This window comes from Psychrobacter coccoides, assembly GCF_017498085.1.
GTDB classification, from domain to species: Bacteria; Pseudomonadota; Gammaproteobacteria; order Pseudomonadales; family Moraxellaceae; genus Psychrobacter; species Psychrobacter coccoides.
This window is the reverse complement of the sequence record NZ_JAGBKM010000023.1, coordinates 1-23,651: the sequence shown is the minus strand read 5'-3', so window position 1 is coordinate 23,651 and position 23,651 is coordinate 1. Positions and strand designations below refer to the sequence as shown.

The window sequence follows — 23,651 nt, the reverse complement described above, 5'->3', positions numbered from 1 at the left end:
TAAATATAAAACCCAGATATAAAAAAACCCTGCTAATAAACAGGGCTTCCAATAACGACATCAACTATTTAAAGCCGATATTTAGCCTTTTAAAACGGCTAATATTTGTTGCTTAACTTCATCAATGGCTTGCGTACCATCGAATTTATCGTAATTTGGTGCGTTTTCGCCCTCTTTGGCTTTCTCCTGATAGAAACCAACCAAAGCTGAGGTTTGCTGATGATAAGTGGCCAGACGATCACGAATGGTCGCTTCTTTATCATCCTCACGTTGAATCAGCGCCTCGCCAGTGACGTCGTCGATACCTTCGACCTTTGGTGGATTATGGTCGACATGATATACACGACCTGAGCCTGGATGCTGACGACGACCTGATAAGCGTTTGACAATCTCGTCATCAGGCACACTGATTTCGATGACGTGATCAATCGCAACATCAGCGTCAGCAAGCGCTTGGGCTTGAGGGATTGTACGTGGGAAACCATCAAGAATACAGCCGTTTACACAGTCAGGCTTAGCGATACGCTCTTTTACTAGGTTAATAATAAGATCATCAGAGACCAGCCCACCTGCATTCATAACGCCTTCAGCTTGTTTGCCAAGCTCGCTACCTTCTTTGATTGCTGCACGTAGCATATCGCCTGTCGAAATTTGTGGAATGTCGAATTCTTTAGAGATAAATTGTGCTTGGGTACCTTTACCCGCGCCAGGTGGTCCTAGCAAAATAATACGCATCATGATACGTCTCTCCTCAATAGATGGGATTTAGGGATTGGTTTACTGCTCAAATGCCATGACTACCTTACATTGTGCCTTTATAAAGCTCAAGTATTTTTATCATAAGCTTTATACGGACAAATGACTTACCTGTTCATATCACATAAGCATGCGCTGCAATATCAAGCCACAGCGCTACTTTTATGATAGGTTCTTAGCATTAAGGTATTTGTTGATTGATTTCAACATTGACCTGATTTTGATCACTGGTAATCACTACTGGGTTGCCAGACAAATCGCCTGATTCTGCTCCAGCATTACCACTATGGCTGATGCGAGCGATAACGGCCAACTGTGTTTTTTCGGCCCGTGCTGACTGTATCGTACGCTCAGGCATCATGGCATCAAGGTCGCTCAAGCTGACATTGGCTTCACCTTGTTTGATGACACTGATGGGTAAGCGCTTGGCGGCATAAGGCGGGCCACCATTGACATCACGAATCGCTACAAATAGCACATCATCACCTTGAATAAGTGGCAAGAGACTAGAGTTGACCGTGATGGTCACATCAATTCCTTCTGCCGCTTGCGCTTGCTGCGCACTAACACTGGCGCTTAACTCATCCAAGCTTGCCAGTGCTTGCGTATGATCTCCAGGCTTGGCTGCGATACTCTCACGTAGTCTTTGAATCCAGCTTTCTGCTTGTTCAAAGTTACTGGCTCGTGCCTCCCCCATGGCCATCAGCATCTGTGCTCCTTCATGCTGTGGGTTATTGCGCAGGACATCTTGTAAGACACGGCGACCATCTGCATCTAATTGCCCGTTATTGGCAAAAAAGCTGATTTGCGCATATGTGGTCGCAATCTCTTCGTTATTTGGTGATAAACGATAAGCACGAGACAACGCCTCTAACGCCGAATCTGTCGCTTCTAGTGATAAAAACAGCTCAGATAAACGCATCCAGCGATTGGGGTCATCAGCGTGATGATGGACATTGGCCTGCATAGCAGTAATCAGATGACGGCCATCTTGCCCAATTGCCCACTCAGGTGGCTGATCAATTTTACCAGTAAGTAAATCATCAGCCACTTGACCGACAGTGTCTTTGGCTTCCCAAAACTCAAATACTGGCTGACGATCACCAACCAATAGGTACGCTAAGGCGGCTAATAGAGGAACCCAAACAAAAACCATCATACGGCTTTTGATACCAGGGGGTGTCATCGTAGCGACTTGGCGTTGAACATCTAGCAGCTGGCGCTCAAGCTCAAGTTTTTGATTTTGATAATGGATATCATCAATCGTACCGCTTTCTTTATCTGTTTGTAGCTCTGCCAGACGCTCACGAAAGACGGCTACGTTGATATCTAGCAGTTGGTTATCGACGGGATTGGCTTTTAGTCGTGCTGCACGCATCCAAGGTGCGATGACAATAACCGCCAATATTAAGGCGATGAATAAGCTTAGGGCAACAAATAAGCCAAAAGTAGAAAACAGGGTCATTTTTTGTCCTCGGTGCTTGTGATGTCATGATCGGCAGTATCAGTACGAGCAAGCAGGCGATCGAGCTCCGCTCTCTCATCAGGCGTAAGCGCTTTTACAGTATCCTCTACTGTCGCACCGCTTTTACCACTTGCCACCACTTGACGGCGTTTAGTCTGCCAAAACCAACCAATAACAAGTACTATCAATAGTAATGGTGGAAAAAACCACAATACCCACGTCGATGGACGCACGGGCGGCTTATAGCTGATAAAGTCACCATAACGCTCTTGCATATAATTACGAATTTCAGTATCACTACGCCCATCTTTTACCAAATCATAAGTTCTTTGCTTAAGATCTTGCGCAATAGGCGCATCAGAAGAGGCTAAATTTTGGTTTTGACACTTTGGACAACGTAGCTCTTCAATAAGACCTCGGTACTGAGCTTCTTGTCGTTCTGAATCAAAGTCATAGACATCGATAGCAGCATGACTGCTGATACTTAACAGACAGGCCAGAAAAAAACCTGCTAAGCGCCAGACTACAGCAAACTTTATCGAAAAGGGCTGAGTATAGGTTGTGTTCATTGACAAGCCTCCGCAAGCTGACTTGAATCTAAGCTGACATTGTTTTTGTGCGCATCATTGAGCACCATCATACAAGGTGCGATACGGCCTTGCCAGTTGGCTTCATTGATTTCACCAACGATATGTTGGCGTATAATGCCCTCACCGTCGACTATAAAGGTCTCAGGTGCGCCAGTTAATCCCAAGTCTAAGGCAAACTGACCCGATAAATCTTGTACTGACATCGAAAACGGATCCCCGCCTTGATTCAGATAGGTAAAGGCATCACCAATCTCATCCTTATAATTAACCCCAACGAGGTTAACTCCACGGTCTTCAAGTTCCATCAAAAACGGATGCTCGATGATGCAAGTGGGACACCAAGAGCCCCACACGTTCATCAAAAAAGGCTCATCAGGCAAATTTTCATTGGTCATAATGCGTGATGTATCCGACAATAGTGGCAGCTCAAACGCCGGTACCGGACGCTCAAGCGCAGTACTCGGTATAATATCTGTAGGCTTACCCAAACGCATATACAGTATGATCACCAAACCAAAAAACACAATGAGTGGAATCAAAAACCATACTTTTATTTGTTGTTTATTCATCGTTTTATGGCCATTTGCATTTTTACTTGGGTCAGGAGTATTTTGTGATGGGCTCATACTACCTCTCCTTCACAGTCGTGACTGAATCTACAGCTGCTGGATCTAACGCATGATCAATCGTTATTTCACGCATTCCTTTGGTTTTTTTGATGCGATAGCGTCTATCAAACATACTCAGCAATGCACCTAACGCCATAATAATAGAGCCCAGCCAAATCCAACGAATCAAGGGTTTGACATAGATACGCACTGCCCACTGGTCACTGCCATCTGCGATCGGCTCCCCTAGCGCTACGTACAAATCTCGCATGAATTTGCCGTCAATTGACGCTTCTGTCATCGGCATCATACTAATGATATAAGTGCGTTTTTCAGGATATAAAGTAGTGACTTCACGGCCATCTTTGCTGATATCGATCTGTGCCTGCATGCCGTCATAGTTACTGCCTTTGACTTCATGGAAGTCTGAAACAGTAAAGTCATACCCTTGTACATGCACCGTATCACCAATCCCCATAGCCACATCACGCTCAATATCTAAGCTGGTGACAAAAGCCACACCAATACAGGCAACAATCACCCCAACGTGTGCCGTTTGCTGTCCCCAGTAGCTAAGACGTAGCTGTTTTAGACCTTTCAATAAGCTGGGTGCGTTCTTTGTTTTGTCTCTAAAATCAACCACCATCCACAGCAACACCCAAAAGCTAATCGCTAAGGTCACGCCAATATTAAACATAGCAGATGGACTGGTGAAGTAAGCAATAATAGCCGCCAAGACAATACTACTAGCAGCAATGGCGATACCAACACCAAGCAGCGGACGCTTGTCTTGCTTCCAGCGAATATTAGAGCCCATGCCCATAGCAATTAACAACAGCCACGTCAAAGGCACAAACAACGCATTAAAGTATGGAGGGCCTACAGACACCTGACCAAGACTAAAGGCATCAGCAATGATAGGATAAAGCGTACCCAGCAGTACCACTAGAGTTGCAATCAAAATAATGGCATTGTTAATGACTAAAAACGACTCACGTGATAGCAGCTGATATTGGCTCTCAACCGTCAAGCGCCAGCCACGTATCGCAAACATCAATAGCCCGCCACCCACGATGATACCTAGGATAATTAAGATAATCAGACCACGAGTAGGGTCTGCCGCAAACGAGTGCACAGAGGTAATGACGCCAGAGCGTACCAAAAAAGTACCAAGCAAACTAAGGGCAAAGGCAAAAATAGCCAGCATAATGGTCCACGCTTTAAACACCCCACGCTTTTCGGTCACAGCCAAAGAGTGTATCAACGCCGTACCAGCAAGCCATGGCATTAATGAGGCGTTTTCGACAGGGTCCCAAAACCACCAACCACCCCAGCCAAGCTCATAATACGCCCACCAAGAACCAAGAGAGATACCGATCGTCAAGAAACCCCAAGCCGCTAACGCCCAAGGGCGTGACCAACGTGTCCATACAGCATCCAAACGTCCAGCCCATAGTGCAGCCATACAAAACGCAAATGGCACCACCATGCCCACATAACCCATATACAACATCGGTGGGTGGAAAATCAACCCTGGATCTTGTAGCAGTGGGTTTAGGTCAGCACCATCAACAATCAGATTGGGTAAAGTGCGTTCAAATGGTGATGAGGTGAAAATCATCATCGCCATCATCATCACCTGAACACCCGCTAAAATGACCAATACTCGTGCACGCATCGACAATGGTAGACCACGGCTGAAGTAGGACACTAGTGCACACCATGTCGCCATGATCGTCATCCACAATAACAATGAGCCTTCATGACCACCCCATGTTGCCGACAGCTTATAGTACCAAGGCAGTAAGCTGTTTGAGTGCTGTGCAACATACACAAGGCTAAAATCATTATAGTAAAAGCCCGCCATCAGGGTGGCAAATGAGAATGTCATTGCCACAAATTGCGCCCAAGCCAAACTTGGCGCCAACCGCTGCAATGAAACTTGGCCATGCATGACCCCAACGGTTGGTAACACTACCTGCAAAATCGCCAGCACAAAGGCGGCGAGCAAGGCAAAATAACCCAATTCTGTGATTAACATATGGTCTAACCTTGTTTACCTTAATACGGTCATCGTTTAAATATGATTTCGGTTTAAATGTGGCTATGGTTTAAATACAAAAAATTTACATTGACGTACATTATCGCCAACTTGTCACTGGGGCGTCTCTACTCTGTATCTGCAATGTAGAAAACCCATGAAAACTTAAGTTTTAGACATATTTAATTTAAGCTTATTTTCATGCGATTACATCATTGGAAAAAACACCAAAACCAAATGCAACCAACCTGCTAAAAACCCAGTCAAACCACCCAAGATAATGAGCGTCAATTCATCTTCACGAAATGCTGGCCGCAGTAAGTTTTGAAACTCGTGGGGAGATAATGCCCGCAATCGATCACGAAACATACCAAATATTTTACTGGCACGGCTCTTATTCAAATCAGGATCGCGGATGGGCACCATAGTAGCGCTGATAGATTTATCGATAATTGTGTTTTTAAGTTGACCAAACTCTCGGCGACCCAAGCTCAAGCGTAGCGTGGTTCGAACCACAGGCGACTCTAAGATCTGATAAAGATGTGACTTCATAAGCTCACGGGTCTGCGCAGCACGCGTCCCATACATCATCTCATTCATGATATTTTCAAGCGTCACCAAATCATTGACCACAATCTCAGCAAACACGTCCGACACTTCATCTTGGCGCTTCATAAAGCCGCCTTGCCAGCGAAAATGTGCGATGTGCGGCCATTGCAGTTTAATAAACGGAAAGCCTTTAGCCTTTGAGAAAAACTTAAGGTAAGGTATTAGACGCGGCTCGATAGGATTAAACACCATCCAAATGGCGATCCAGTTGGTCAACAGTCCCCAGATAGCGGCAAAAAATGGCACGGTCCAATGCTGCGGCACTATTAAAAAGATAAACATCTGAATGATACCGAACACCAAACCGATCAGCGCACTAATATGCCAAATGAAATCAATCTCTTTTTGACCGACCTTCAAAAACATATTGACCATCAAGCGGCGGTCGCCTTCCATCTTATTAACGATCATCTGCCGCATATCGACCAAATCTTCAACACGATACGTCAGGTCTGTCACCATTGATTGCATGATCTCAGGTAACACGTCATGAGCTTGGGCATAAATACGGCGTTTTATGGCATAAGGGGTATTGGCCCACAGCACATCAGAACGCTCAAGCATGATCTCGTCAATCAAGGACTCTAGGTTTTTATCGACGGTATCAGTGATAAACATCGCCATTTGCTCAGGCTCCATCGCTTGAACAAATTCATCAAGTGAGCCAAGCTTGGAGAGCGTTTGATCGACGATCACCCCTGAAATCTTGCCCGCTTTACGTGGCACAATGCCCTGCCAGCCCAGCCCAGGCAAACCGAAAAATGGAAAGTTGGGAATGCGGATACCCCAAAATCTAATGGGATAAAACAGCATTTTTAAAGCCATCCACACGTGTGCCCAAGTCACAAAGGCAGTCACAGGCGGAATGGTCAGCATCGCAAAAAACTCTGGGTGTTCAGCGAACATCTGCCATATTGAAGTTGCGTCCATGACTCTGTATGCCCCTGAGTAATCGTTGTGGTTATATAGGTTATGGTTGTTTAAGCTATCAGCAGTGTCGCTATTGCCGCTTGGCAAACGTCTGTAAATGGACGTCTTACCCATTCAAGATGCCAGTAAATAAATCGCCTGATTTTAACATACTTGCCATTTATTAGCACATCAGTAACGCCTGCAAGTTGTGACTATTGATAACAGATTTAAAGTTTGCCTATATTGTGTGATGCTTTAATATGTCATTTACTTGCTACTTATCGTACTTGCAGTATGAAAATCGCTCAAAAAAGCACACTGATTCAACCTCATAAGCGCAGCACGTTTGATTGTTTTGTTTTATCACTTATTATTTAGTCTGTTATAATTCATCAGCAGATCCAATAAAGACACTCTTAATATAGTAAAAAATAATATAGTAAAAAAACGAGCCAACACCATAAAAACCATCAGTTATCTCCTTCCTATAATGTTATATTGCTAAACCCTCTTGACCCTCTAATAATTCAGGTCTATATTGCCCCTCAGCACGCTCACTGGTACTGCTTTATATGAATAAGACACTTACCTCAGATACCGATCAAAACACGCGCATTTTTATGCGGCGTATCCTTATTTTTGGTTTGTTGATTTTTTTGGGTTTAAGTGGATTACTGCTGCGCTATGGCTATCTACAAGTCTATGAACATGAAAAATATAAAACACAAGCAGATAATAATCGTATTAAGTTGATATCAGCCCCACCAAGTCGTGGCTATATTTATGACCGTAACGGTATTTTACTGGCTGATAATCAGCCTGTCTTTACTGCCATGCTTAGCCCTGATGCAGTAGAGGACCCTGAGCGCACGTTAAACTTACTGGCGCCGATATTCGAGTTGAGTGATACAGACATCACCGACATTTTAGCCCGTCTAAACAAAAGCAATAATGATCCTGTCACTGTCAAAATTGACCTAACTGACGAACAATTGGCACAGTTTAGTGAGCGCCAGCCTTTTTTTCGCGGCGTCACCATTCAGAGTAAATTAACTCGTGCTTACCCTTATGATGAGCTGTTTGCTCATGTGATTGGTTATGTCGGGCGCATCAATGACAAAGAAACCAAGCGCATTGATAAAAGTCGATATGCTGGTACTGACCTTATCGGTAAGATTGGTATTGAACAACATTATGAGGACATATTGCTCGGCCAGCCAGGCTATCAGTCCGTTGAAACCGATGCTCATGGCAATATCTTACGGCAGTTAGAGACTGAGCCACCTATAGCAGGGAATGACATTACCCTGAGCCTAGATTATGGCTTACAGACGGTAGCTCAGCAGCAACTCGATGGTAGGCGTGGCGCAATCGTAGCGATAGACCCCAAAACTGGTGATGTATTGGCATTTGTCAGTAACCCAAGTTATGACCCCAATCCCTTTATCTCTGGTATTTCCTTCAAAGATTATGGCGCTCTACGAGATGATATCGATCAACCGCTATACAATCGTGCGCTGCAAGGCATGTATCCCCCTGCCTCTACCATCAAACCCTTTGAAGGTCTAGGTGCACTACATTATGGTTTACGTGACTGGAACACTTCTATTTATGATCCCGGTTACTTTAGTCTACCTGGAGACAGTCATCGGTTCCGTGATTGGAAACGAGGCGGTCATGGCTCAGTAAATCTTGAAAAGTCTATCGTCATGTCAGTTGATACCTATTATTATAAGTTGGCTTATGAGATGGGGATTCAACGTTTGCATGATTGGATGGTACGCTTTGGCTTTGGTGAAAAAACCGGCATTGACTTGCCCCATGAAAAGTCAGGCATCATGCCCTCTCCCAAATGGAAAGAAGAGACCTATAATAAAAAATGGTTACCAGGCGAAACCATTTCAGTCAGTATTGGCCAAGGTTATTTCTTAGCTACTCCACTACAAGTCGCCAATGCAACTGCCATGACTGCCAGCAAAGGCCAACATATCACGCCTCACCTTCTAAAAAGTAGTGACGGCGCAGCCGATGTTGATATCATTAGCAAGCCAGATGGCAAAATTGAATTTGATGGAAATCCTTCTGACTGGACACGCATGCATGACGCTATGGAAGAAACGATAAAGCGGGGTACAGCTCGCCGTATCTATACGCCGCACTATCGTATCGCTGGTAAGACGGGCACAGCACAGGTAAAATCTATCGCTCAGGGTAAGCGCTACGATAAATCAGCGATAGATAAGCGTCATTGGGATCATGCTTGGTTTAATGGCTTTGCCCCCGTAGAAGACCCACAAATCGCACTGGCGGTACTGGTCGAAAACGGTGGTGGTGGTAGCGCTGTTGCTGCACCGATTGGACGAGCTCTATTTGACTACTGGGTACTGCAACGAGATACTGACCCTATTACCCCACCGAGTGCTGAAGAGCTAAAGGCAATCAAACGCCAAAAAGCATTCGAAAAAGCCGAACGAGATGCGCTACGTGACAAAGAACAAGCTCTAAAAGAGCAGCAAGCCACAGCTGATAATATTGAATAATAAAACAGACCTAAATGCCATGAAAAAAAAGTCTCCGCCTATAAAATCCAAATACTCAAAATCAAAATCTCACCGGCTGAAGACAAAAACCACGACCAAGCCTAGATCAAGCGCTACCGGTCGTGTACGTATCATCGGCGGTATGTATAAACGGCGTAGTATCGATTTTATTGACGCAGACGGTCTACGCCCGACCCCAGATCGTCTGCGCGAAACCTTATTTAATTGGTTGTTGGCCGACATTCATGATGCTCGTGTACTTGATAGCTGCGCCGGCAGTGGTGTGCTGGGCTTTGAAGCACTATCACGTGGTGCAGCGCACGCCACCTTTATTGAGCCCAATCTTGATCAGCATAAGATGCTACAACAAAGTGCTGAACGGTTACATCTAGAGGCCACCTCTTATCAAATCCTTCAGGGCACCGCCCAGCAAGTATTGAAGCAAGACCAGTTGCTACAAAATCACTTTGATATCGTATTTATTGATCCGCCTTATGCGCAGGATTTGTGGCAGCCTATCTTGACGGCCCTTATCAGTAAGTCGCTTATTGATAGTAATACTTTAATTTATTTGGAAGCAGACAAGGCGCTTGAGGCCCAACTGCAACAGCTGGCTGACGAAATCCATCAGCAAGCGAACGCTTTGGAGCAAACGAAACCCAGCCGTATCCGCTTTGAATGTGTTAAACAAACCAAAGTGGGACAAGTTGTCGCTGGACTTTATCGGCTTACAGCGTCATAATTGGCCAACTCTATTAAGAAGTGCCAAAATCTGCTAGAAATCAATCTATATGCTTACTTTTATACTCAGCAGACAAAAATAAACCACAATGCAGCTTGCAAGCTTAAGCACTACTGCTTATAATGTGCAGTCTGTTTTTTGAGAGCCCCGTTCCCAGACAAACTCTCAACGAATTTTAATTTTAAGGTTTTATCATGAAAACACTTAGTGCAAAACCAGCTGAAGTGACCCATGACTGGTATGTCGTCGATGCTGACGGCAAAACCCTTGGTCGCTTAGCCACTCAAATTGCTAGCCGCTTACGTGGCAAGCATAAGACTTGTTACACGCCTCATGTTGATACTGGTGACTTCATTGTTGTCATTAATGCTGATAAAATCGCGGTAACGGGTAAAAAAGCACAAGATAAAAAATACTATCGTCACAGTGGCTACCCAGGCGGTATTAAAGAAACCAACTTCACTAAGCTGCTTGCACATAAGCCTGAAGATGTTCTACACAAAGCAGTTAAAGGTATGCTTCCAAAAGGTCCTCTTGGCTATGCCATGATCAAGAAGCTAAAGCTGTATGCAGGTACAGAGCATCCACATACTGCTCAGCAACCTAAAGAACTAGACATCTAAGGAGTCACTTATGGAACGCAATTACGGAACAGGTCGCCGCAAGACTTCTACTGCACGTGTCTTTTTAGCAAAAGGTACTGGTAGCATCGTTGTAAACGGCAAGCCACTTGATGAATATTTCAGCCGCGAAACATCACGCATGGTTGTTCGCCAGCCTCTAGAGCTACTAGAATCTGCTAGCGAATATGACCTATACATCACCGTTGCCGGTGGTGGTGTTAGTGGTCAAGCGGGTGCTATTCGCCATGGTATCACTCGTGCCTTGATCGAAGCTGACGAAACCTTAAAGCCTGCCCTAAAAGCAGCTGGTTTTGTGACTCGTGACTCGCGTAAAGTTGAACGTAAGAAGCTGGGTCTACGTAAAGCACGTAAACGTCCTCAGTTCTCAAAGCGTTAATCAAAGCTATTGCTCATCTACTTGCTGCTCCTGTACTTATTGTAAATATGCAGTAGCAGCTAGAGACAAAGCCATAGATTTGCGAAACCTTATAAGCTACTTACAGCTTATAAGGTTTTTTTATGTTTAACGACCTTATTGTACAATAAGTGTTGGGCCTTATCTTACCGCTGAGACCTAAATCACCTTGCAAAGCCTTGCCTACTACCCCATGATGATATTAACTTTTTATTATTAGCTTGATAGCGCAAAGGGATACTATGAAAGCGCCCGAACAATTTGACCCTAATAAATCCTCATCAAAAAACAGTACTGCATCCTCAAAGCCAGGTGATAGTAGTCAGCTGCCTAAGTCACCTACCATTCCTGTTGGTACCCCTACAATTACTCAAACGCATAAGAGCACAGCACAAGCTGATAAAAAGCCATTTCAATGGCAGTTCTTATTGCCTAAATATTGGGGGATTTGGTTGTTACTGGCGATTTTTGTACCTATGATTTATTTGCCATTACGTTGGCAGTTTTGGCTCGGCCGTAAGCTGGGTATTTTAAGCTATAAAGCCATTGGCTCTCGGCGCCGTGACACCTTAACCAATCTAAAGTTGGCTTTCCCTGAAAAGTCTGAAGCTGAGCATGAGCTAATGGCAAAGCAAGTCTTTGTCAATCAAGGTATTGGTATTTTTGAGACCTTGTGCGCTTGGTTTCGCCCTAACCTATTTACTCGTACTTTTTCTATATCAGGACTGCAACATTTAGTAAATGCGCAGAATGAAGGACGAGCGGTTATTCTACTAGGGGCGCATTATACGATGCTAGATCTAGGGGGTAGATTATGTACCCAGTTTTTTGCCGCAGATTGTATGTATCGGCCGCAGAACAACGAGCTGTTAGAATGGTTTATCTATAATGGTCGCACCACTATCTTTGGTAAGCAAATCTCTAGCCGTGACATGCGCAGTCTGGTGCACTCTATCAATGATGGACATGTTATCTGGTACTCTCCCGATCAAGACTACGGTTTAAAACAAGGCGTGATGGCACCATTCTTTGGTGTGCCCGCCGCAACGATCACGATGTCGAGGCGGTTGGCAAAACTTGGTAGCAAAGATAAGCCACCGGCAGTTATGGCGCTGCACACTTACAGACAGACTCCAGACAACCTTCCTAAAGGCAAACGACCACATTATCACCTGACAATCACACCAAAGCTTGAGGACTATCCGAGCAATGATGAAGTTGCTGATGCGACTCGTGTCAACGAAATCCTAGAGAGCCTAATTCGTATTGACCCAACTCAATGGATGTGGTTCCATCGTCGTTTTAAAAATAGTCCCGAAGGCCGCACCGATATTTACAAGTAAGCGTTTTTTGACGTAAAAACAACCCTAAAATTTGCTATAATTTTTTGCATCTTTATACTTCTTATCTATAACAAAATACAATGGATTCTTCATGAGCAATAACCTTAATTCTGCTAGTCAAAATGCTGATAGCCAATCTGGCCACGCAAAATCTAACAAACGCATTCTCACAGGTATCAAACCAACGGGCATCCCCCACTTAGGGAATTACGTTGGTGCCATTCGTCCAGCCATTCAATCTATTCAGAACAGCAATGATGAAGCCTTTTTCTTTTTGGCAGATTATCATGGCATTATTGGCTGTTATGATCCCGCTATCATCCATGAATCTACCAAAGTGATTGCAGCGACGTGGATTGCTTGTGGTCTCGATCCTGAACGTGTGACTTTTTATCGTCAATCAGACGTCCCTGAGATTCCAGAACTGGCATGGATATTGAACTGCTCATGTGCCAAAGGTCTGATGAATCGTGCTCATGCTTACAAAGCCGCTGTCGATATTAATATGGAAAAAAGTGATGTCGATCCTGATCAAGGAATCAACATGGGCTTATTTGGCTACCCAGTATTGATGGCTGCTGATATCTTGATGTTCAACGCCACTCATGTGCCCGTCGGCCGTGATCAAGTACAGCATATTGAGATGGCACGTGACATTGCCGGTACCTTTAATCACAGATACAAGCCGCTATTTACCTTACCTGATGCCGTTGTGGACGAAGACATACCGCTACTCACAGGGCTTGATGGCCGCAAGATGAGCAAAAGCTATAGCAATACCATCCCTTTATTTGGCGAGCCAAACCCGCAGGTCAGCTCTGAAAAGCAGATGCATAAAGCCATCATGAAAATTGTGACCAACTCACAGCTGCCAGATGAGCCAAAAGATCCAGACGACTCGGCCATCTTTGAGATTTATAAAGCCTTCGCAACCCCTGAAGAAATTGATAAAATGCGTGCTCAGTACGCTTCAGGTATTGGCTGGGGCGATGCCAAACAAACACTGTTTGACACAATAAACGCCGAGATTGCGCCGTTTCGTGCACGCTACGAAGAGCTGATGGCCAATCCAAAAGAGCTAGAAGAAATTCTGCGCATGGGGGCAGATAAAGCTCGTCGCCATAGTCGCAAGCAGTTGGATAAGACCCGTCGTGCCATTGGTATCCGCCCGCTCGCTAAACTTAAATAACGGTATGGTTTTGCAAACAGAGCAAACTGTAACCATGCCGACATCCTCTTCACAGCAGCGTATGCACTCTGAGTATGATCAGCCAGATACAAACCCTGTCTCTGGCTTATCCACCAATAAAGCCACGCCTGCGCAAGATATGTCGATACGTATATACCAAACACCAGTGCAGCAGCTACCGCATGATCTTTATGTGCCACCACAAGCCTTTGAGATTTGGCTAGAACAGTTTGCAGGGCCATTGGATTTTTTGTTGTATCTGGTCAAAAAAAACAACGTTGATCTGACTCAGATGTCAATCCTTCCTATCACTGAGCAGTATCTGTCTTATATCAATGAGTTAGATACTGAGTATTTTGAGCTGGCAGGTGACTATCTATTGATGGCCTCAACATTGATCGCCATTAAGTCCGAGCTACTCTTGCCCACTCCTGCAATACCACATGATGAACGTGATCCAAAAGCGGAGCTCATTGAGCGTCTTGAAGAGTACGCACAGATTAAAACGGTCAGTCAGCGCTTAGATAACCTAGTACGTCTGGAGCGTGATGTGTTTTTAGCGATGGTCAGTATGCCCAGTGCTGACGTTATGAACGCCGAACTCCCAAGTTACTCGCCAACATTATTGGTAGATAGCCTACTTAAAATGCAACTACAGCCAGACTATCAGATGCATACTGTTAAAGTTGATACTGTGCCATTGGCTGATCGTATTGCCAGTATCAGCCGGCAGCTCAGCACTAAAGGTGCGCACTCATTCTATGATCTGCTCGATAAAAAACAAGGTGAAGTTGGCATTGTAGTCAGTTTCATTGCTGTACTTGAACTCATGAAGCGTCATTTAATTGGGCTGGTCAGCACTCATTTAGACAGTCCTAAAAATACTGATAATGAGACTGTAAGTAAGCATGTTATTGAACCCCTAACCTTGGAATGGCTGGCTTAATGACTGTTAGCTTAATGATTGTTAATAGAGACTATTTTTAATGACAGACACTCAAAATCCATCTCTTGAAAATATAAGTAAGCAGATCGAGGTGCTATTACATGCCTCCGAAACCTCGCTCACTGCAAACGCCATCAAGCAGCATTTGTCGTTGTCTACTACAGAGTTACAACGAGCATTAGATGTATTGCGACAGCGCTTAGATACTGGAGTGTTGCGCTTACACGAAACCGCCAGCGGCTATCGCTTGCAGATAGCAGACAGTTATAGCGCCTTGATACAACGGATCTTCCCTCAGCGGCAAGAACGCCTAAGCCAAGCATTACTCGAAACACTAAGTGTCATTGCTTATAAACAACCTGTAACCCGTAGTGATATCGAGTATGTGCGTGGTGTGACGCTATCGAGCAATATCTTGCGACAGTTGTTCGATAGAGGATGGATAAAAGAAGACGGCTATAAAGATACACTCGGTCGTCCAGCCTTTCTCCATACCACCCCGCAGTTTTTAGATGCTTTTGGAATGACGAGCTTGGACGAGCTGCCACCAATGCCTGACTTGGCAGCTATTGGTGGAGTAAACTAAAAACTTATAAGTTTAATGAAAAAACCTGACTGTCAATTCATAGGTTTTACCATGCCGATCATTACTTTATTGTAAATAGAAGCAGATAAAGTATTTTCGGGTAAGGCATCTGAATTCACCACCAGTAAGCCATTGACAGCATCATACAACTTATCTAAAGTATCGTTTTCTAGCTTTGTGATATTTTTTAGCAATAAAGTGTTGGGCTCTACAAAATAGAAGCTTAAGCCCTCAAGCCCTTCAATATTGGCATTAGAGAATCCAAAGTTAGCAAGGTTTTCTTTATCATGATATACAATAGTATTAGGGTTTTGACTTTTCAAGTCTAAAATAGAAGTTTTCGTTTCACTGGCAACTTTAAAACCACTGGCCAAATACCAATCAAAAGCTTTTTTATTAATTAAGTCCACATCTAAAGAAACATCAAGATTACTCAGCTCAGCTTGCTTGAATGCCCAAAACAGCAGCTTCTTACCCAAACCAAGTCCTTGATGAGAAGAAGTAACTACCATGTGATTGATATGCAAGTAGCTGTCAGGTTTTCTATACTGAATGACTGCAACCAATTCATCACCGTCCTTCACCCCATAAAACTCTTCTAGCTTTTCTTCGCAGATAAACTTTAAATAGTTACTTAACTTTGGACTTTGATAGGCTGTACCCAAAAGATAAAGCTGATCAAGTTCCTGGTTGCATAACTCACTGATTTTATTAGCATAATCAGAAGATAGTTTTGTAACTTTCATCATTATTTCCCAGTTGCCTACAACACTACATATATTTACGATTACCGTTAAAAAGTAACGCATATATTAAATGATTTTAATTAAAGTTAGGCAAACTATCTTCAAGCTTTTTGATAAATACCAATTTGGTAAATGCCAATATAACCAAAACCAATGCTACCTAACTTGCGGTAGTATTACACATCTTAGAAAAAGTCATGTTTATGGCCTGTAACGTTTCTGCAATTTCTTTGTCAGTAAGTGTAGGATGTACTAAGAACATTAAACTACTATCTCCAAGCGCTCTGGCAATAGGTAGTCTTGTCTCAGGACGCAGCCCTGTCCCATCAAAAGCCTTTTCTAAATAAACCTCAGAAGCAGAGCCAGAAAAGCATGGCACGCCCAACTGATTGATTTCTGAGATAATACGATCACGCGACCACTCACTTGGTAAGCCATCAGTATTAACATAGACGTACAACTTATAATACGCATGTTTACAGTCTGCAAACTGCTTAGATGTTTCTAATTGTGGCACATGCAGATAACCTTTATCTACCCATTGATTACAAGCTTGTAATATTGCATGTGCATTGGCTGTACGCTTGGCGGTCCATTCAGGCATTCTCTCAAGTTGAATACGTCCGATAACCCCTTGCATCTCAGTCATGCGCCAATTAGTGCCAAAGCTCTCATGTAACCAGCGATAGCCAGGTGGATGCTCTTTTTCGTATACGGCAGCGTAGCTCTTACCATGATCTTTATATGCCCACATCTTGCGCCATAGTTGCTCATCATTAGTAGTGACCATACCGCCCTCGCCACCAGTAGTCATTATCTTGTCTTGGCAAAAGCTCCATGCGCCAATATGACCAATACTACCAACGCTACGACCTTTATAAAGCGCCCCATGAGCTTGTGCACAGTCTTCGATGACATACAAATCATGTTTGTCTGCCAATGTCATGATGCCATCCATGTCACATGGCCAACCTGCCAAATGCACACAAATGACCGCTTTAGTTTTGTCTGTTATAACAGCCGCTATACTTTCTGCCGTGATATTTCCTGTTGCTTCATCAATGTCTGCAAAGACAGGAGTTGCCCCCACATTGACTACACAAGAAATACTTGCAATGAAGGTACGTGGAGTTACGACGACTTCATCGCCTGCACCTATACCGAGCGCGATTAAAGCCACATCTAGCGCTAGAGTACCATTACCTAATGCAATGGCATACTTACTATCTGCCCATTCGGCGAATTCTTTTTCAAATTGACGGCACTCAGTACCTGTCCAGTAATTGACTTTATTAGATAACAGTACTTGGCTAACAGCATTGGCTTCTTGTTGGGTAAAGCTTGGCCATGGTGAAAAAGGAGTGTTTAGCATATGTCTTCCTTGAAAGTAATTTCTGGTTATGTTTAATCAATGACTCACATGTTGTCTTTAATAACAAATGTATCATTTAGAAATTAGCCTATATAAATGAGACTTTTACCGGTTTTTTATTTAAAAAGAGTTTATTGTGTTTCTAGCCAAGCTTGAAACATCAGTATATCCCATAAATGATATTGGTGATTGTACATCCCGCTTAAGTGTTCTTTCCATAAAGTGCGTATAGGTTCAGGATTAAAGTAACCTTGCTGTCGCAAGAGGTTTTCATCCAGTAAAGCTTCAGCCCAATCACGTAAGGGACCACGCAGCCAATCATATATAGGTATACCAAAGCCCATCTTAGGCCGCTCAATCAGCTCTCGTGGTACATGACGGAATAAAACTTGTTTTAATAGCCATTTACCCTCGCCGTTGCGTATTTTATAATCTAGTGGCATGCGCCAAGCAAGCTCAACAATACGATGGTCGAGCATTGGTACTCTTGTTTCTAAGCTATTTGCCATAGCCGCTCGATCAACTTTTACTAAGATATCATCAGACATATAAGTTTGAGCATCCATAGCCATCATTGCATGCTGAAAGCTATCTGTTTGAGGCCAACTTGAATCGTTAATTAAGGTTTTTGGTTCTTGTGCATTAATAACTAACTGATCTGGTTGTTGCCAATGACTGGTTAGCCTCTGATAAAAATCTTGCTCACTATTGATATCTAGCACACCTGCAAATTTGTGTAATTTATCTCCTAGGGTGTTTAGTTGCAGGCGCTCGGGCAGTACTGAGCCAAACTTATTAAAAAGAGTATCCCATCTTTTCGGTGATAAAGAAGTAATAGCGGACGCTAAAGACAGTCGTAATGGCTTAGGTAGCTTACGACTCCTATTCCAAACCTGATGACCCATCAAGTATCGATTATAACCACCAAACAACTCATCTCCTCCGTCTCCACTTAAGGCAACAGAAACATGCTGACGAGCCAACTGACTAACCAAAAAGGTTGGAATTTGTGAGCTATCTGAAAACGGTTCACAATAAATAGATGATAGTTTAGGTATGACAGATAAAGCATCCTCAGGACGTACATAAAGTTCGGTATGCTCCGTACCAATATGCTTTGCCACAGCTTTCGCATGAGTAGCTTCGTTGTAACCTTTGTCATCAAAACCTATGGTAAAAGTTTTCACTGGAAGCGTACTTTGTGCTTGCATCAACGCAACCACTGCACTGCTATCGATACCACCACTTAAAAAGGCACCTAACGGCATATCAGAGAGCATCTGACCATCAACACTTCGAGTAAGAGCCGATTCCAAAGCGTCTACAGCCTGCTCTGGACTACCTGTAAATGGATTAGCTAATCCTGCTTCAACTATATCATTAAAACGCCAATAAGCTTGTGGTTGCGTTTTTTGGGCTGTTTTCAAGTCTGTTAACGGAAGCTGCAAAAAGTGACCTGGACGCAGCTTTTCAATACCCTTATATATACTATAAGGTGCAGGTATACAATTATGACGCAATAGCAAAGTGATGGCATCACGGTTAATATCCGTTTTAAAAGCAGGATGTGCTTTAAGCCCCTTCAGCTCTGAGCCAAAATACAGGCTTTGACCTTGCCAACCCCAATACAGTGGCTTTTCGCCCATTCTATCTTTAGCTAAGCTCAATACTTTCTGCTGACGATCCCACAAAGCAATAGCAAACATGCCCACCATAGCTTGCAACGTCTTTTCAACTCCCCATGCTATAAAGCAAGCAAGCATGGTCTCTGTATCTGAATGGCCACGCCAATTGGGCGCCTTTTGCTCAGTCATCAACTGCTCACGCAGCTCTAAGTGATTATATATTTCACCATTAAATACAAGAACATAGCGACCACAAGCAGAATGCATCGGCTGTGCACCAGCAGCAGATAAGTCTTGAATAGCCAACCGCCGATGACCTAAAACTAAACCTACAACCTCATCTTGCCAACTATCGCCATCATCTGGACCACGACTAAATATAGCAGTATTCATTTTGGATATTACAGTCTGAGCAGACATTGCTGTCTGGGTATTGAAAAAACCATTTAAACCACACATGGCTAGGTCACCTCGTTTTAATCATTATGATAGATATTGTAAATGCCCAATTCTTAAAACAGTTACCGTATTGAAAGAAGATACAATGATAGTTAGAAAAGGCTCAGAAAATCTAAGCTAGCTTTTGGCCAGTTCTGACTTATGCTTAATGACAACATCGTCATACATCATCATCACTATATCTTCTTCATAGTCTCCAAAGCTTTCTTTATTCTCAATACCATTCACGTTATTTACTATCATTTTATAGAAATCAACGCCAGCACCATACCCATGAAGGTATGCACCACCAAAGCGAGGGTTTATCTCAGAAAGATAGTACTTTCCATCTCTATAAAAGAAATCCATATCAATTGGACCATAAAACTCAAAATTGGGTACTATCTCTTTTACAAGCTCAAATAAAGCCGCATCTTTAAACGATATTGTTTTGCTTGCCCCACCAATTTTCGTTTCAATTTTTCTTTTAGAAAAAGCTGCGACAGGCTTATTTGTTATACAGTCTACGTAGACATCAACATCTAGATCATCACCAACCATTAACTCTTGAATAATGTAACCATATTGCGGATTGGCTTCAAACTTTTCTTCAAGCTGACTTATGTCACTGATTTTCTCAGCTCCAACGCTTGCACTACCTGTCCGTGGCTTTATAAATACAGGGAAATCTATTTCTTTACTTTCTAAACCAACCTTAAAGTCTGATAAATTATCGTAAGTCAAAACCGTATCAATATTATTTTTCTTCAGAAACTCATACATTTTGAATTTATCAAAACACAGTAATGATGTCTCATATGAAGGACAAAGCGGTAGAATGTTATTTTCAATAAAATAAGATCTATTCTTCGCTAAAAGCTCTATTTCAGGATCTATAAGCGTTGTTATAGCGCGTACATTATTATTTTTACATAGGTCTGTTATATACGGTAAATAAGAAGGGTCGTCCACTCTAGGAGATATAAACTGCTCATCTGCAAAATATAATGCAGGTGCATAAGGACTACAGTCAGTTGCTAAAATTTTAATATCACTATTACTATCTTTAAAATTAGACAGAAGCTTTGATCTACGACCAACACTACAGAATAATATGTTCATAATACTGGTAATCCTTTTCAAGGTTTTATTTTATAATCTCATAGCGTAGGAAACTATTTATTCACCACTCTATGTATTTATAATTTATATATAAAATATAAACGCATCATAAAAACAACTAACTTGTTATTCTTCAGTTTTATAGATATTGTAAAAATCAGATGCAGACCATTTCTTTCTAATTAATCGATACCCATTCGTATCCTTCAGGTATACGTTTGGAAAAAAACGAATAAATAATGGAGATAATGTCATTGTATAGGCACCAACTGACTCATATTTTATGACATCTCCAACTGCAAGCAGGTTCTGGTTCTCTACTTCAAAAATCTTATCGTATTCTAAACAGGTTCCACCTCCCACTATTTGCAAAGGCACTTGATATTCTTTTGAGTCACTGTATATAAGCGAGTGAAAGTATTTACTTTTTTTATAAAAGGGATCTAAATCATTTCTAGACCCATCAGTTGTAATTAAGTAAAAGTCCCTAATTTTTTTTACATCTATAACAGCAGAGATAAAGTCTATTGCTGATGCAACGATTGCATTTCCAGGTTCAACTATTATAGTTATAAGATTAAGATCGAAATAAGCTTCTAAGCCTTTTTTTATCGCTTTAAAGTACTCATCAAAAGTTGGCTTGCCCTCCATGATTCCATAAAACCCACCACCTATATCAATGTACTTAAGATCAAGTGAGTGTTTTTTGGCGATATTACTGACATAACTGGCAACTCTTTCATACACATTCACAGATCTAGAGAGTGTTGTCCTATGCACATGAAGCCCTACTAGCTTTATATTTTTATATTTTAAAATATCCGTTATCGCTTGCTCTAACTCATTATTCTCAGAAGAAAAACCAAATCGGCTGTAATCTTCATTTTCTTTTGCATCATCTGGTGAAATATCAGCCAAATCTATATTAATTCTAATACCAACTGAATACTTCTGATCTTTAGGAAGTTCATTCAACCATTTAATCTCTCTTTTTGTTTCTATATTGACAATAGCACCGCCTGTTACTGCTTCTATAAAAGTGTTTTTACACTTTAAAGGACCATTGTAAACAATTTTATTTATATCAAAACCAACCAGTCTTGCTAGTTCATACTCATCACTTGAGACAACTTCTGCAAACCCGCCATGACTTTTAACTCTTTCCAAAATGTAAGGTAAGGAGTTGGTTTTTAAGGAATAACTAAAAATACTATTTTTAAAATTATTAGATAAAGCAGAGTTCAAAGAGTTAATACTATTCTCCAACACCTTTTCTTTTACAATATAGGCTGGTGTTTCTAATTTACGCATACTACCCCCTTAATCGATACTGAAAATCCAATTTTTTAATATAACTTTAATCAGCTTTATTTTTAATAAACAAACTCAGACTTTTTTTTACTAACTCTATAGTCTAGAGATGATGGCTCTAATAAAATCAATGTTGAGACACAGGTGTGTACTTCGATAATATCAGCCTTCTTTATTTTGGCTGCCCATAAAGTCACTCATCGTTACTTCACCTTCAGCATTAATACCATCTTTAATGAGAACTTGTTTCACTGTTTTAAATAGTATTTTGATATCTAGAAACATTGAGTTGTTTTCTACATACCAATTATCAAGCTTAAACTTCTCTTCCCAACTTATAGAATTGCGCCCATTCACTTGAGCATATCCAGTAATCCCAGGGCGTACCAAATGGCGGCGTGCTTGTTCCTCATTATAGCGTGGCAAATACTCCATCAGTAATGGTCGAGGGCCTACTAAACTCATATCGCCTTTTATGACATTCAATAGCTCTGGTAATTCATCAAGACTAGTATCACGTAGCTTTTTGCCAAACTCCGTAAGTCGTTCACCGTCTGGCAAGGGGTTACCCTCTGAGTCTACAGCATCTTTCATCGTTCGAAACTTGATCATCTCAAATGGCTTTCCATCTAAACCTGGACGTACCTGCCGAAATAAGACTGGTGTCCCGAGGTTTTTTTTGACTTTATAAGCCACAGCGACATATACAGGAGATAAAACAACCAGAGCAGCAGTGGCAGCAGTAATATCAAACAATCTTTTTAACATTTGTCATCACTCCAGTTCCATTTCAGAGATCATATATGCATTTACTTTATGTACATCATACTTTTCTTCCACAATCTTGCGTGAGCGTTGACCCATTTGTAGCATGAGTTCTGGCTGTTCGATAAACCGCAACATTGCTTGTGCTAAGGAATCGACATCTCTTACAGGTACTAAAAACCCATTCTCTCCATCAACTACAGTTTCGCGACATCCAGGAGCGTCAGTCGTAATAATACTACGCCCCATAGACATCGCCTCTAGGACGGTTCGAGGAGTACCCTCACGATATGAAGGTAATACATAAACTGAGCATTCCGATATGGCAGCACGTACATCATCTACCTCTCCCCAATAAGCAAAGACTCCTTCTTCTAACCAAGCATCTAGTTGCTGCTGACTAATGGCTGCGGGATTATCAAACAGCCCTCCAACCAAGTGGAATTCGACTGCAGGGTATTTTTGTTTTATTTTTCGGGCAGCTTCGACATACTCAATAATGCCTTTATCATTGAGTAGGCGAGCAATTAATAAGAATGATGGTTTATGGTAGCCAGCATCATCATGGGGCAGGGGCATTACATCAAACTTTGACATATTGACTCCAGAACCATTAACAACAACAGCAGGTGTACTGGATTTTAGAAGTTTTAATTCTTTGAATAATTGTAGATCATCAGGGTTTTGAAAAAAAACCTTACTTGCCTTAGATAATGCTCGTTGATAAAGATTTTGAACAATTTTTTGAAGGATGCTGCGATGGCTAGTCTCTTCTACATCTTGAAACGCATAGCCCAAACCTGTTATTAAAGCATATCGATTTGGAACTTGAGCAAGCGCTGCTGCTAATGTTCCATAGATAACAGGCTTGATAGTATAAGAAAGCATGAAAGTTGGCTTTATTCTA

The 23,651-nt window shown here is 42.3% G+C and carries 21 protein-coding genes; 8 read left to right on the top strand and 13 right to left on the bottom strand.

Annotated features, from left to right (window positions below):
- Nucleotides 1–81: 81 nt before the first annotated feature.
- The 6 genes from adk to J3492_RS11205 all read right to left on the bottom strand — a co-directional run bounded on the left by adk (nucleotide 82) and on the right by J3492_RS11205 (nucleotide 6,999).
- Nucleotides 82–738, bottom strand: coding sequence for an adenylate kinase (gene adk / locus J3492_RS11230; protein ID WP_207992146.1), 657 nt, complete (start codon nucleotides 736–738; stop codon nucleotides 82–84).
- A gap of 199 nt (nucleotides 739–937) precedes the next feature.
- Entirely contained in the window at nucleotides 938–2,221 is a 1,284-nt protein-coding gene (gene ccmI, locus J3492_RS11225; protein WP_207992145.1) for a c-type cytochrome biogenesis protein CcmI, read from the bottom strand.
- Nucleotides 2,218–2,790 (bottom strand): cytochrome c-type biogenesis protein, encoded by a 573-nt coding sequence (locus tag J3492_RS11220; protein WP_207992144.1) that lies wholly within the window; start codon nucleotides 2,788–2,790, stop codon nucleotides 2,218–2,220. Before J3492_RS11220 ends, ccmI begins: the two co-directional genes overlap by 4 nt.
- On the bottom strand, nucleotides 2,787–3,437 hold the full coding sequence (locus tag J3492_RS11215) for a DsbE family thiol:disulfide interchange protein (RefSeq protein WP_207992143.1): 651 nt from the start codon (nucleotides 3,435–3,437) through the stop codon (nucleotides 2,787–2,789). Before J3492_RS11215 ends, J3492_RS11220 begins: the two co-directional genes overlap by 4 nt.
- A 1-nt stretch (nucleotide 3,438) precedes the next feature.
- Nucleotides 3,439–5,460 carry a heme lyase CcmF/NrfE family subunit gene (locus J3492_RS11210; RefSeq protein ID WP_207992142.1) on the bottom strand — a complete coding sequence of 674 codons (2,022 nt, stop codon included), beginning with the start codon at nucleotides 5,458–5,460 and terminating at the stop codon, nucleotides 3,439–3,441.
- 207 nt (nucleotides 5,461–5,667) lie between these two features.
- Nucleotides 5,668–6,999, bottom strand: coding sequence for a DUF445 domain-containing protein (locus J3492_RS11205; RefSeq protein ID WP_207992141.1), 1,332 nt, complete (start codon nucleotides 6,997–6,999; stop codon nucleotides 5,668–5,670).
- A 554-nt stretch (nucleotides 7,000–7,553) separates the two neighbouring features.
- Between J3492_RS11205 and mrdA the strand changes: the two genes are divergently transcribed.
- From mrdA to scpB, 8 genes are all read left to right on the top strand, one after another.
- Nucleotides 7,554–9,521, top strand: a complete 1,968-nt coding sequence (gene mrdA / locus J3492_RS11200; protein ID WP_207992140.1) for a penicillin-binding protein 2 — start codon at nucleotides 7,554–7,556, stop codon at nucleotides 9,519–9,521.
- A gap of 19 nt (nucleotides 9,522–9,540) precedes the next feature.
- Nucleotides 9,541–10,263 (top strand): 16S rRNA (guanine(966)-N(2))-methyltransferase RsmD, encoded by a 723-nt coding sequence (rsmD, locus tag J3492_RS11195; protein ID WP_207992139.1) that lies wholly within the window; start codon nucleotides 9,541–9,543, stop codon nucleotides 10,261–10,263.
- A gap of 194 nt (nucleotides 10,264–10,457) precedes the next feature.
- Entirely contained in the window at nucleotides 10,458–10,886 is a 429-nt protein-coding gene (gene rplM, locus J3492_RS11190) for a 50S ribosomal protein L13 (RefSeq protein ID WP_207992138.1), read from the top strand.
- A gap of 10 nt (nucleotides 10,887–10,896) precedes the next feature.
- On the top strand, nucleotides 10,897–11,283 hold the full coding sequence (rpsI, locus tag J3492_RS11185) for a 30S ribosomal protein S9 (RefSeq protein WP_207992137.1): 387 nt from the start codon (nucleotides 10,897–10,899) through the stop codon (nucleotides 11,281–11,283).
- Between the two features lie 260 nt (nucleotides 11,284–11,543).
- Complete coding sequence (locus tag J3492_RS11180; RefSeq protein WP_207992136.1) at nucleotides 11,544–12,644, top strand: LpxL/LpxP family acyltransferase; 1,101 nt, start codon at nucleotides 11,544–11,546, stop codon at nucleotides 12,642–12,644.
- Nucleotides 12,645–12,735: 91 nt separating this feature from the next.
- Nucleotides 12,736–13,833, top strand: a complete 1,098-nt coding sequence (locus tag J3492_RS11175; RefSeq protein ID WP_207992135.1) for a tryptophan--tRNA ligase — start codon at nucleotides 12,736–12,738, stop codon at nucleotides 13,831–13,833.
- A gap of 139 nt (nucleotides 13,834–13,972) precedes the next feature.
- Entirely contained in the window at nucleotides 13,973–14,779 is an 807-nt protein-coding gene (locus J3492_RS11170; RefSeq protein ID WP_207992172.1) for a segregation and condensation protein A, read from the top strand.
- A 40-nt stretch (nucleotides 14,780–14,819) separates the two neighbouring features.
- Nucleotides 14,820–15,365, top strand: coding sequence for an SMC-Scp complex subunit ScpB (gene scpB, locus J3492_RS11165; RefSeq protein ID WP_207992134.1), 546 nt, complete (start codon nucleotides 14,820–14,822; stop codon nucleotides 15,363–15,365).
- 32 nt (nucleotides 15,366–15,397) lie between these two features.
- Here the strand turns inward: scpB and J3492_RS11160 are convergent, their stop codons facing one another.
- From J3492_RS11160 to J3492_RS11130, 7 genes are all read right to left on the bottom strand, one after another.
- On the bottom strand, nucleotides 15,398–16,111 hold the full coding sequence (locus J3492_RS11160; RefSeq protein WP_207992133.1) for a GNAT family N-acetyltransferase: 714 nt from the start codon (nucleotides 16,109–16,111) through the stop codon (nucleotides 15,398–15,400).
- A 160-nt stretch (nucleotides 16,112–16,271) separates the two neighbouring features.
- A complete protein-coding gene (locus tag J3492_RS11155; RefSeq protein WP_207992132.1) occupies nucleotides 16,272–17,483 on the bottom strand; it encodes a DegT/DnrJ/EryC1/StrS family aminotransferase in 1,212 nt (403 codons plus the stop codon).
- A gap of 131 nt (nucleotides 17,484–17,614) precedes the next feature.
- Nucleotides 17,615–19,567 carry an asparagine synthase (glutamine-hydrolyzing) gene (gene asnB, locus J3492_RS11150; protein WP_207992131.1) on the bottom strand — a complete coding sequence of 651 codons (1,953 nt, stop codon included), beginning with the start codon at nucleotides 19,565–19,567 and terminating at the stop codon, nucleotides 17,615–17,617.
- A gap of 117 nt (nucleotides 19,568–19,684) precedes the next feature.
- Nucleotides 19,685–20,668, bottom strand: coding sequence for an ATP-grasp domain-containing protein (locus J3492_RS11145; protein WP_207992130.1), 984 nt, complete (start codon nucleotides 20,666–20,668; stop codon nucleotides 19,685–19,687).
- Nucleotides 20,669–20,794: 126 nt separating this feature from the next.
- The gene (locus J3492_RS11140) at nucleotides 20,795–21,979 is read right to left on the bottom strand and encodes a type III PLP-dependent enzyme domain-containing protein (RefSeq protein WP_207992129.1); all 1,185 of its coding nucleotides are present in this window, start codon (nucleotides 21,977–21,979) and stop codon (nucleotides 20,795–20,797) included.
- A 162-nt stretch (nucleotides 21,980–22,141) separates the two neighbouring features.
- Nucleotides 22,142–22,747, bottom strand: coding sequence for a sugar transferase (locus J3492_RS11135; protein ID WP_207992128.1), 606 nt, complete (start codon nucleotides 22,745–22,747; stop codon nucleotides 22,142–22,144).
- Nucleotides 22,748–22,753: 6 nt separating this feature from the next.
- Nucleotides 22,754–23,651, bottom strand: an 898-nt coding sequence (locus J3492_RS11130) for a glycosyltransferase family 4 protein (protein WP_207992127.1), incomplete at its 5' end; no start/stop codon positions are given.

Coding starts and splice junctions, on each gene's coding strand:
- J3492_RS11180 (WP_207992136.1), top strand. CDS start 11,544: ATGAAAGCGCCCGAACAATTTGACCCTAATAAATCCTCATCAAAAAAC.
- J3492_RS11175 (WP_207992135.1), top strand. CDS start 12,736: ATGAGCAATAACCTTAATTCTGCTAGTCAAAATGCTGATAGCCAATCT.
- adk (WP_207992146.1), bottom strand. CDS start 738: ATGATGCGTATTATTTTGCTAGGACCACCTGGCGCGGGTAAAGGTACC.
- J3492_RS11140 (WP_207992129.1), bottom strand. CDS start 21,979: ATGCGTAAATTAGAAACACCAGCCTATATTGTAAAAGAAAAGGTGTTG.
- rpsI (WP_207992137.1), top strand. CDS start 10,897: ATGGAACGCAATTACGGAACAGGTCGCCGCAAGACTTCTACTGCACGT.
- J3492_RS11135 (WP_207992128.1), bottom strand. CDS start 22,747: ATGTTAAAAAGATTGTTTGATATTACTGCTGCCACTGCTGCTCTGGTT.
- J3492_RS11205 (WP_207992141.1), bottom strand. CDS start 6,999: ATGGACGCAACTTCAATATGGCAGATGTTCGCTGAACACCCAGAGTTT.
- J3492_RS11220 (WP_207992144.1), bottom strand. CDS start 2,790: ATGAACACAACCTATACTCAGCCCTTTTCGATAAAGTTTGCTGTAGTC.
- rplM (WP_207992138.1), top strand. CDS start 10,458: ATGAAAACACTTAGTGCAAAACCAGCTGAAGTGACCCATGACTGGTAT.
- J3492_RS11215 (WP_207992143.1), bottom strand. CDS start 3,437: ATGAGCCCATCACAAAATACTCCTGACCCAAGTAAAAATGCAAATGGC.
- J3492_RS11145 (WP_207992130.1), bottom strand. CDS start 20,668: ATGAACATATTATTCTGTAGTGTTGGTCGTAGATCAAAGCTTCTGTCT.
- J3492_RS11155 (WP_207992132.1), bottom strand. CDS start 17,483: ATGCTAAACACTCCTTTTTCACCATGGCCAAGCTTTACCCAACAAGAA.
- J3492_RS11170 (WP_207992172.1), top strand. CDS start 13,973: ATGTCGATACGTATATACCAAACACCAGTGCAGCAGCTACCGCATGAT.
- asnB (WP_207992131.1), bottom strand. CDS start 19,567: ATGTGTGGTTTAAATGGTTTTTTCAATACCCAGACAGCAATGTCTGCT.
- J3492_RS11160 (WP_207992133.1), bottom strand. CDS start 16,111: ATGAAAGTTACAAAACTATCTTCTGATTATGCTAATAAAATCAGTGAG.
- scpB (WP_207992134.1), top strand. CDS start 14,820: ATGACAGACACTCAAAATCCATCTCTTGAAAATATAAGTAAGCAGATC.
- J3492_RS11210 (WP_207992142.1), bottom strand. CDS start 5,460: ATGTTAATCACAGAATTGGGTTATTTTGCCTTGCTCGCCGCCTTTGTG.
- mrdA (WP_207992140.1), top strand. CDS start 7,554: ATGAATAAGACACTTACCTCAGATACCGATCAAAACACGCGCATTTTT.
- rsmD (WP_207992139.1), top strand. CDS start 9,541: ATGAAAAAAAAGTCTCCGCCTATAAAATCCAAATACTCAAAATCAAAA.
- ccmI (WP_207992145.1), bottom strand. CDS start 2,221: ATGACCCTGTTTTCTACTTTTGGCTTATTTGTTGCCCTAAGCTTATTC.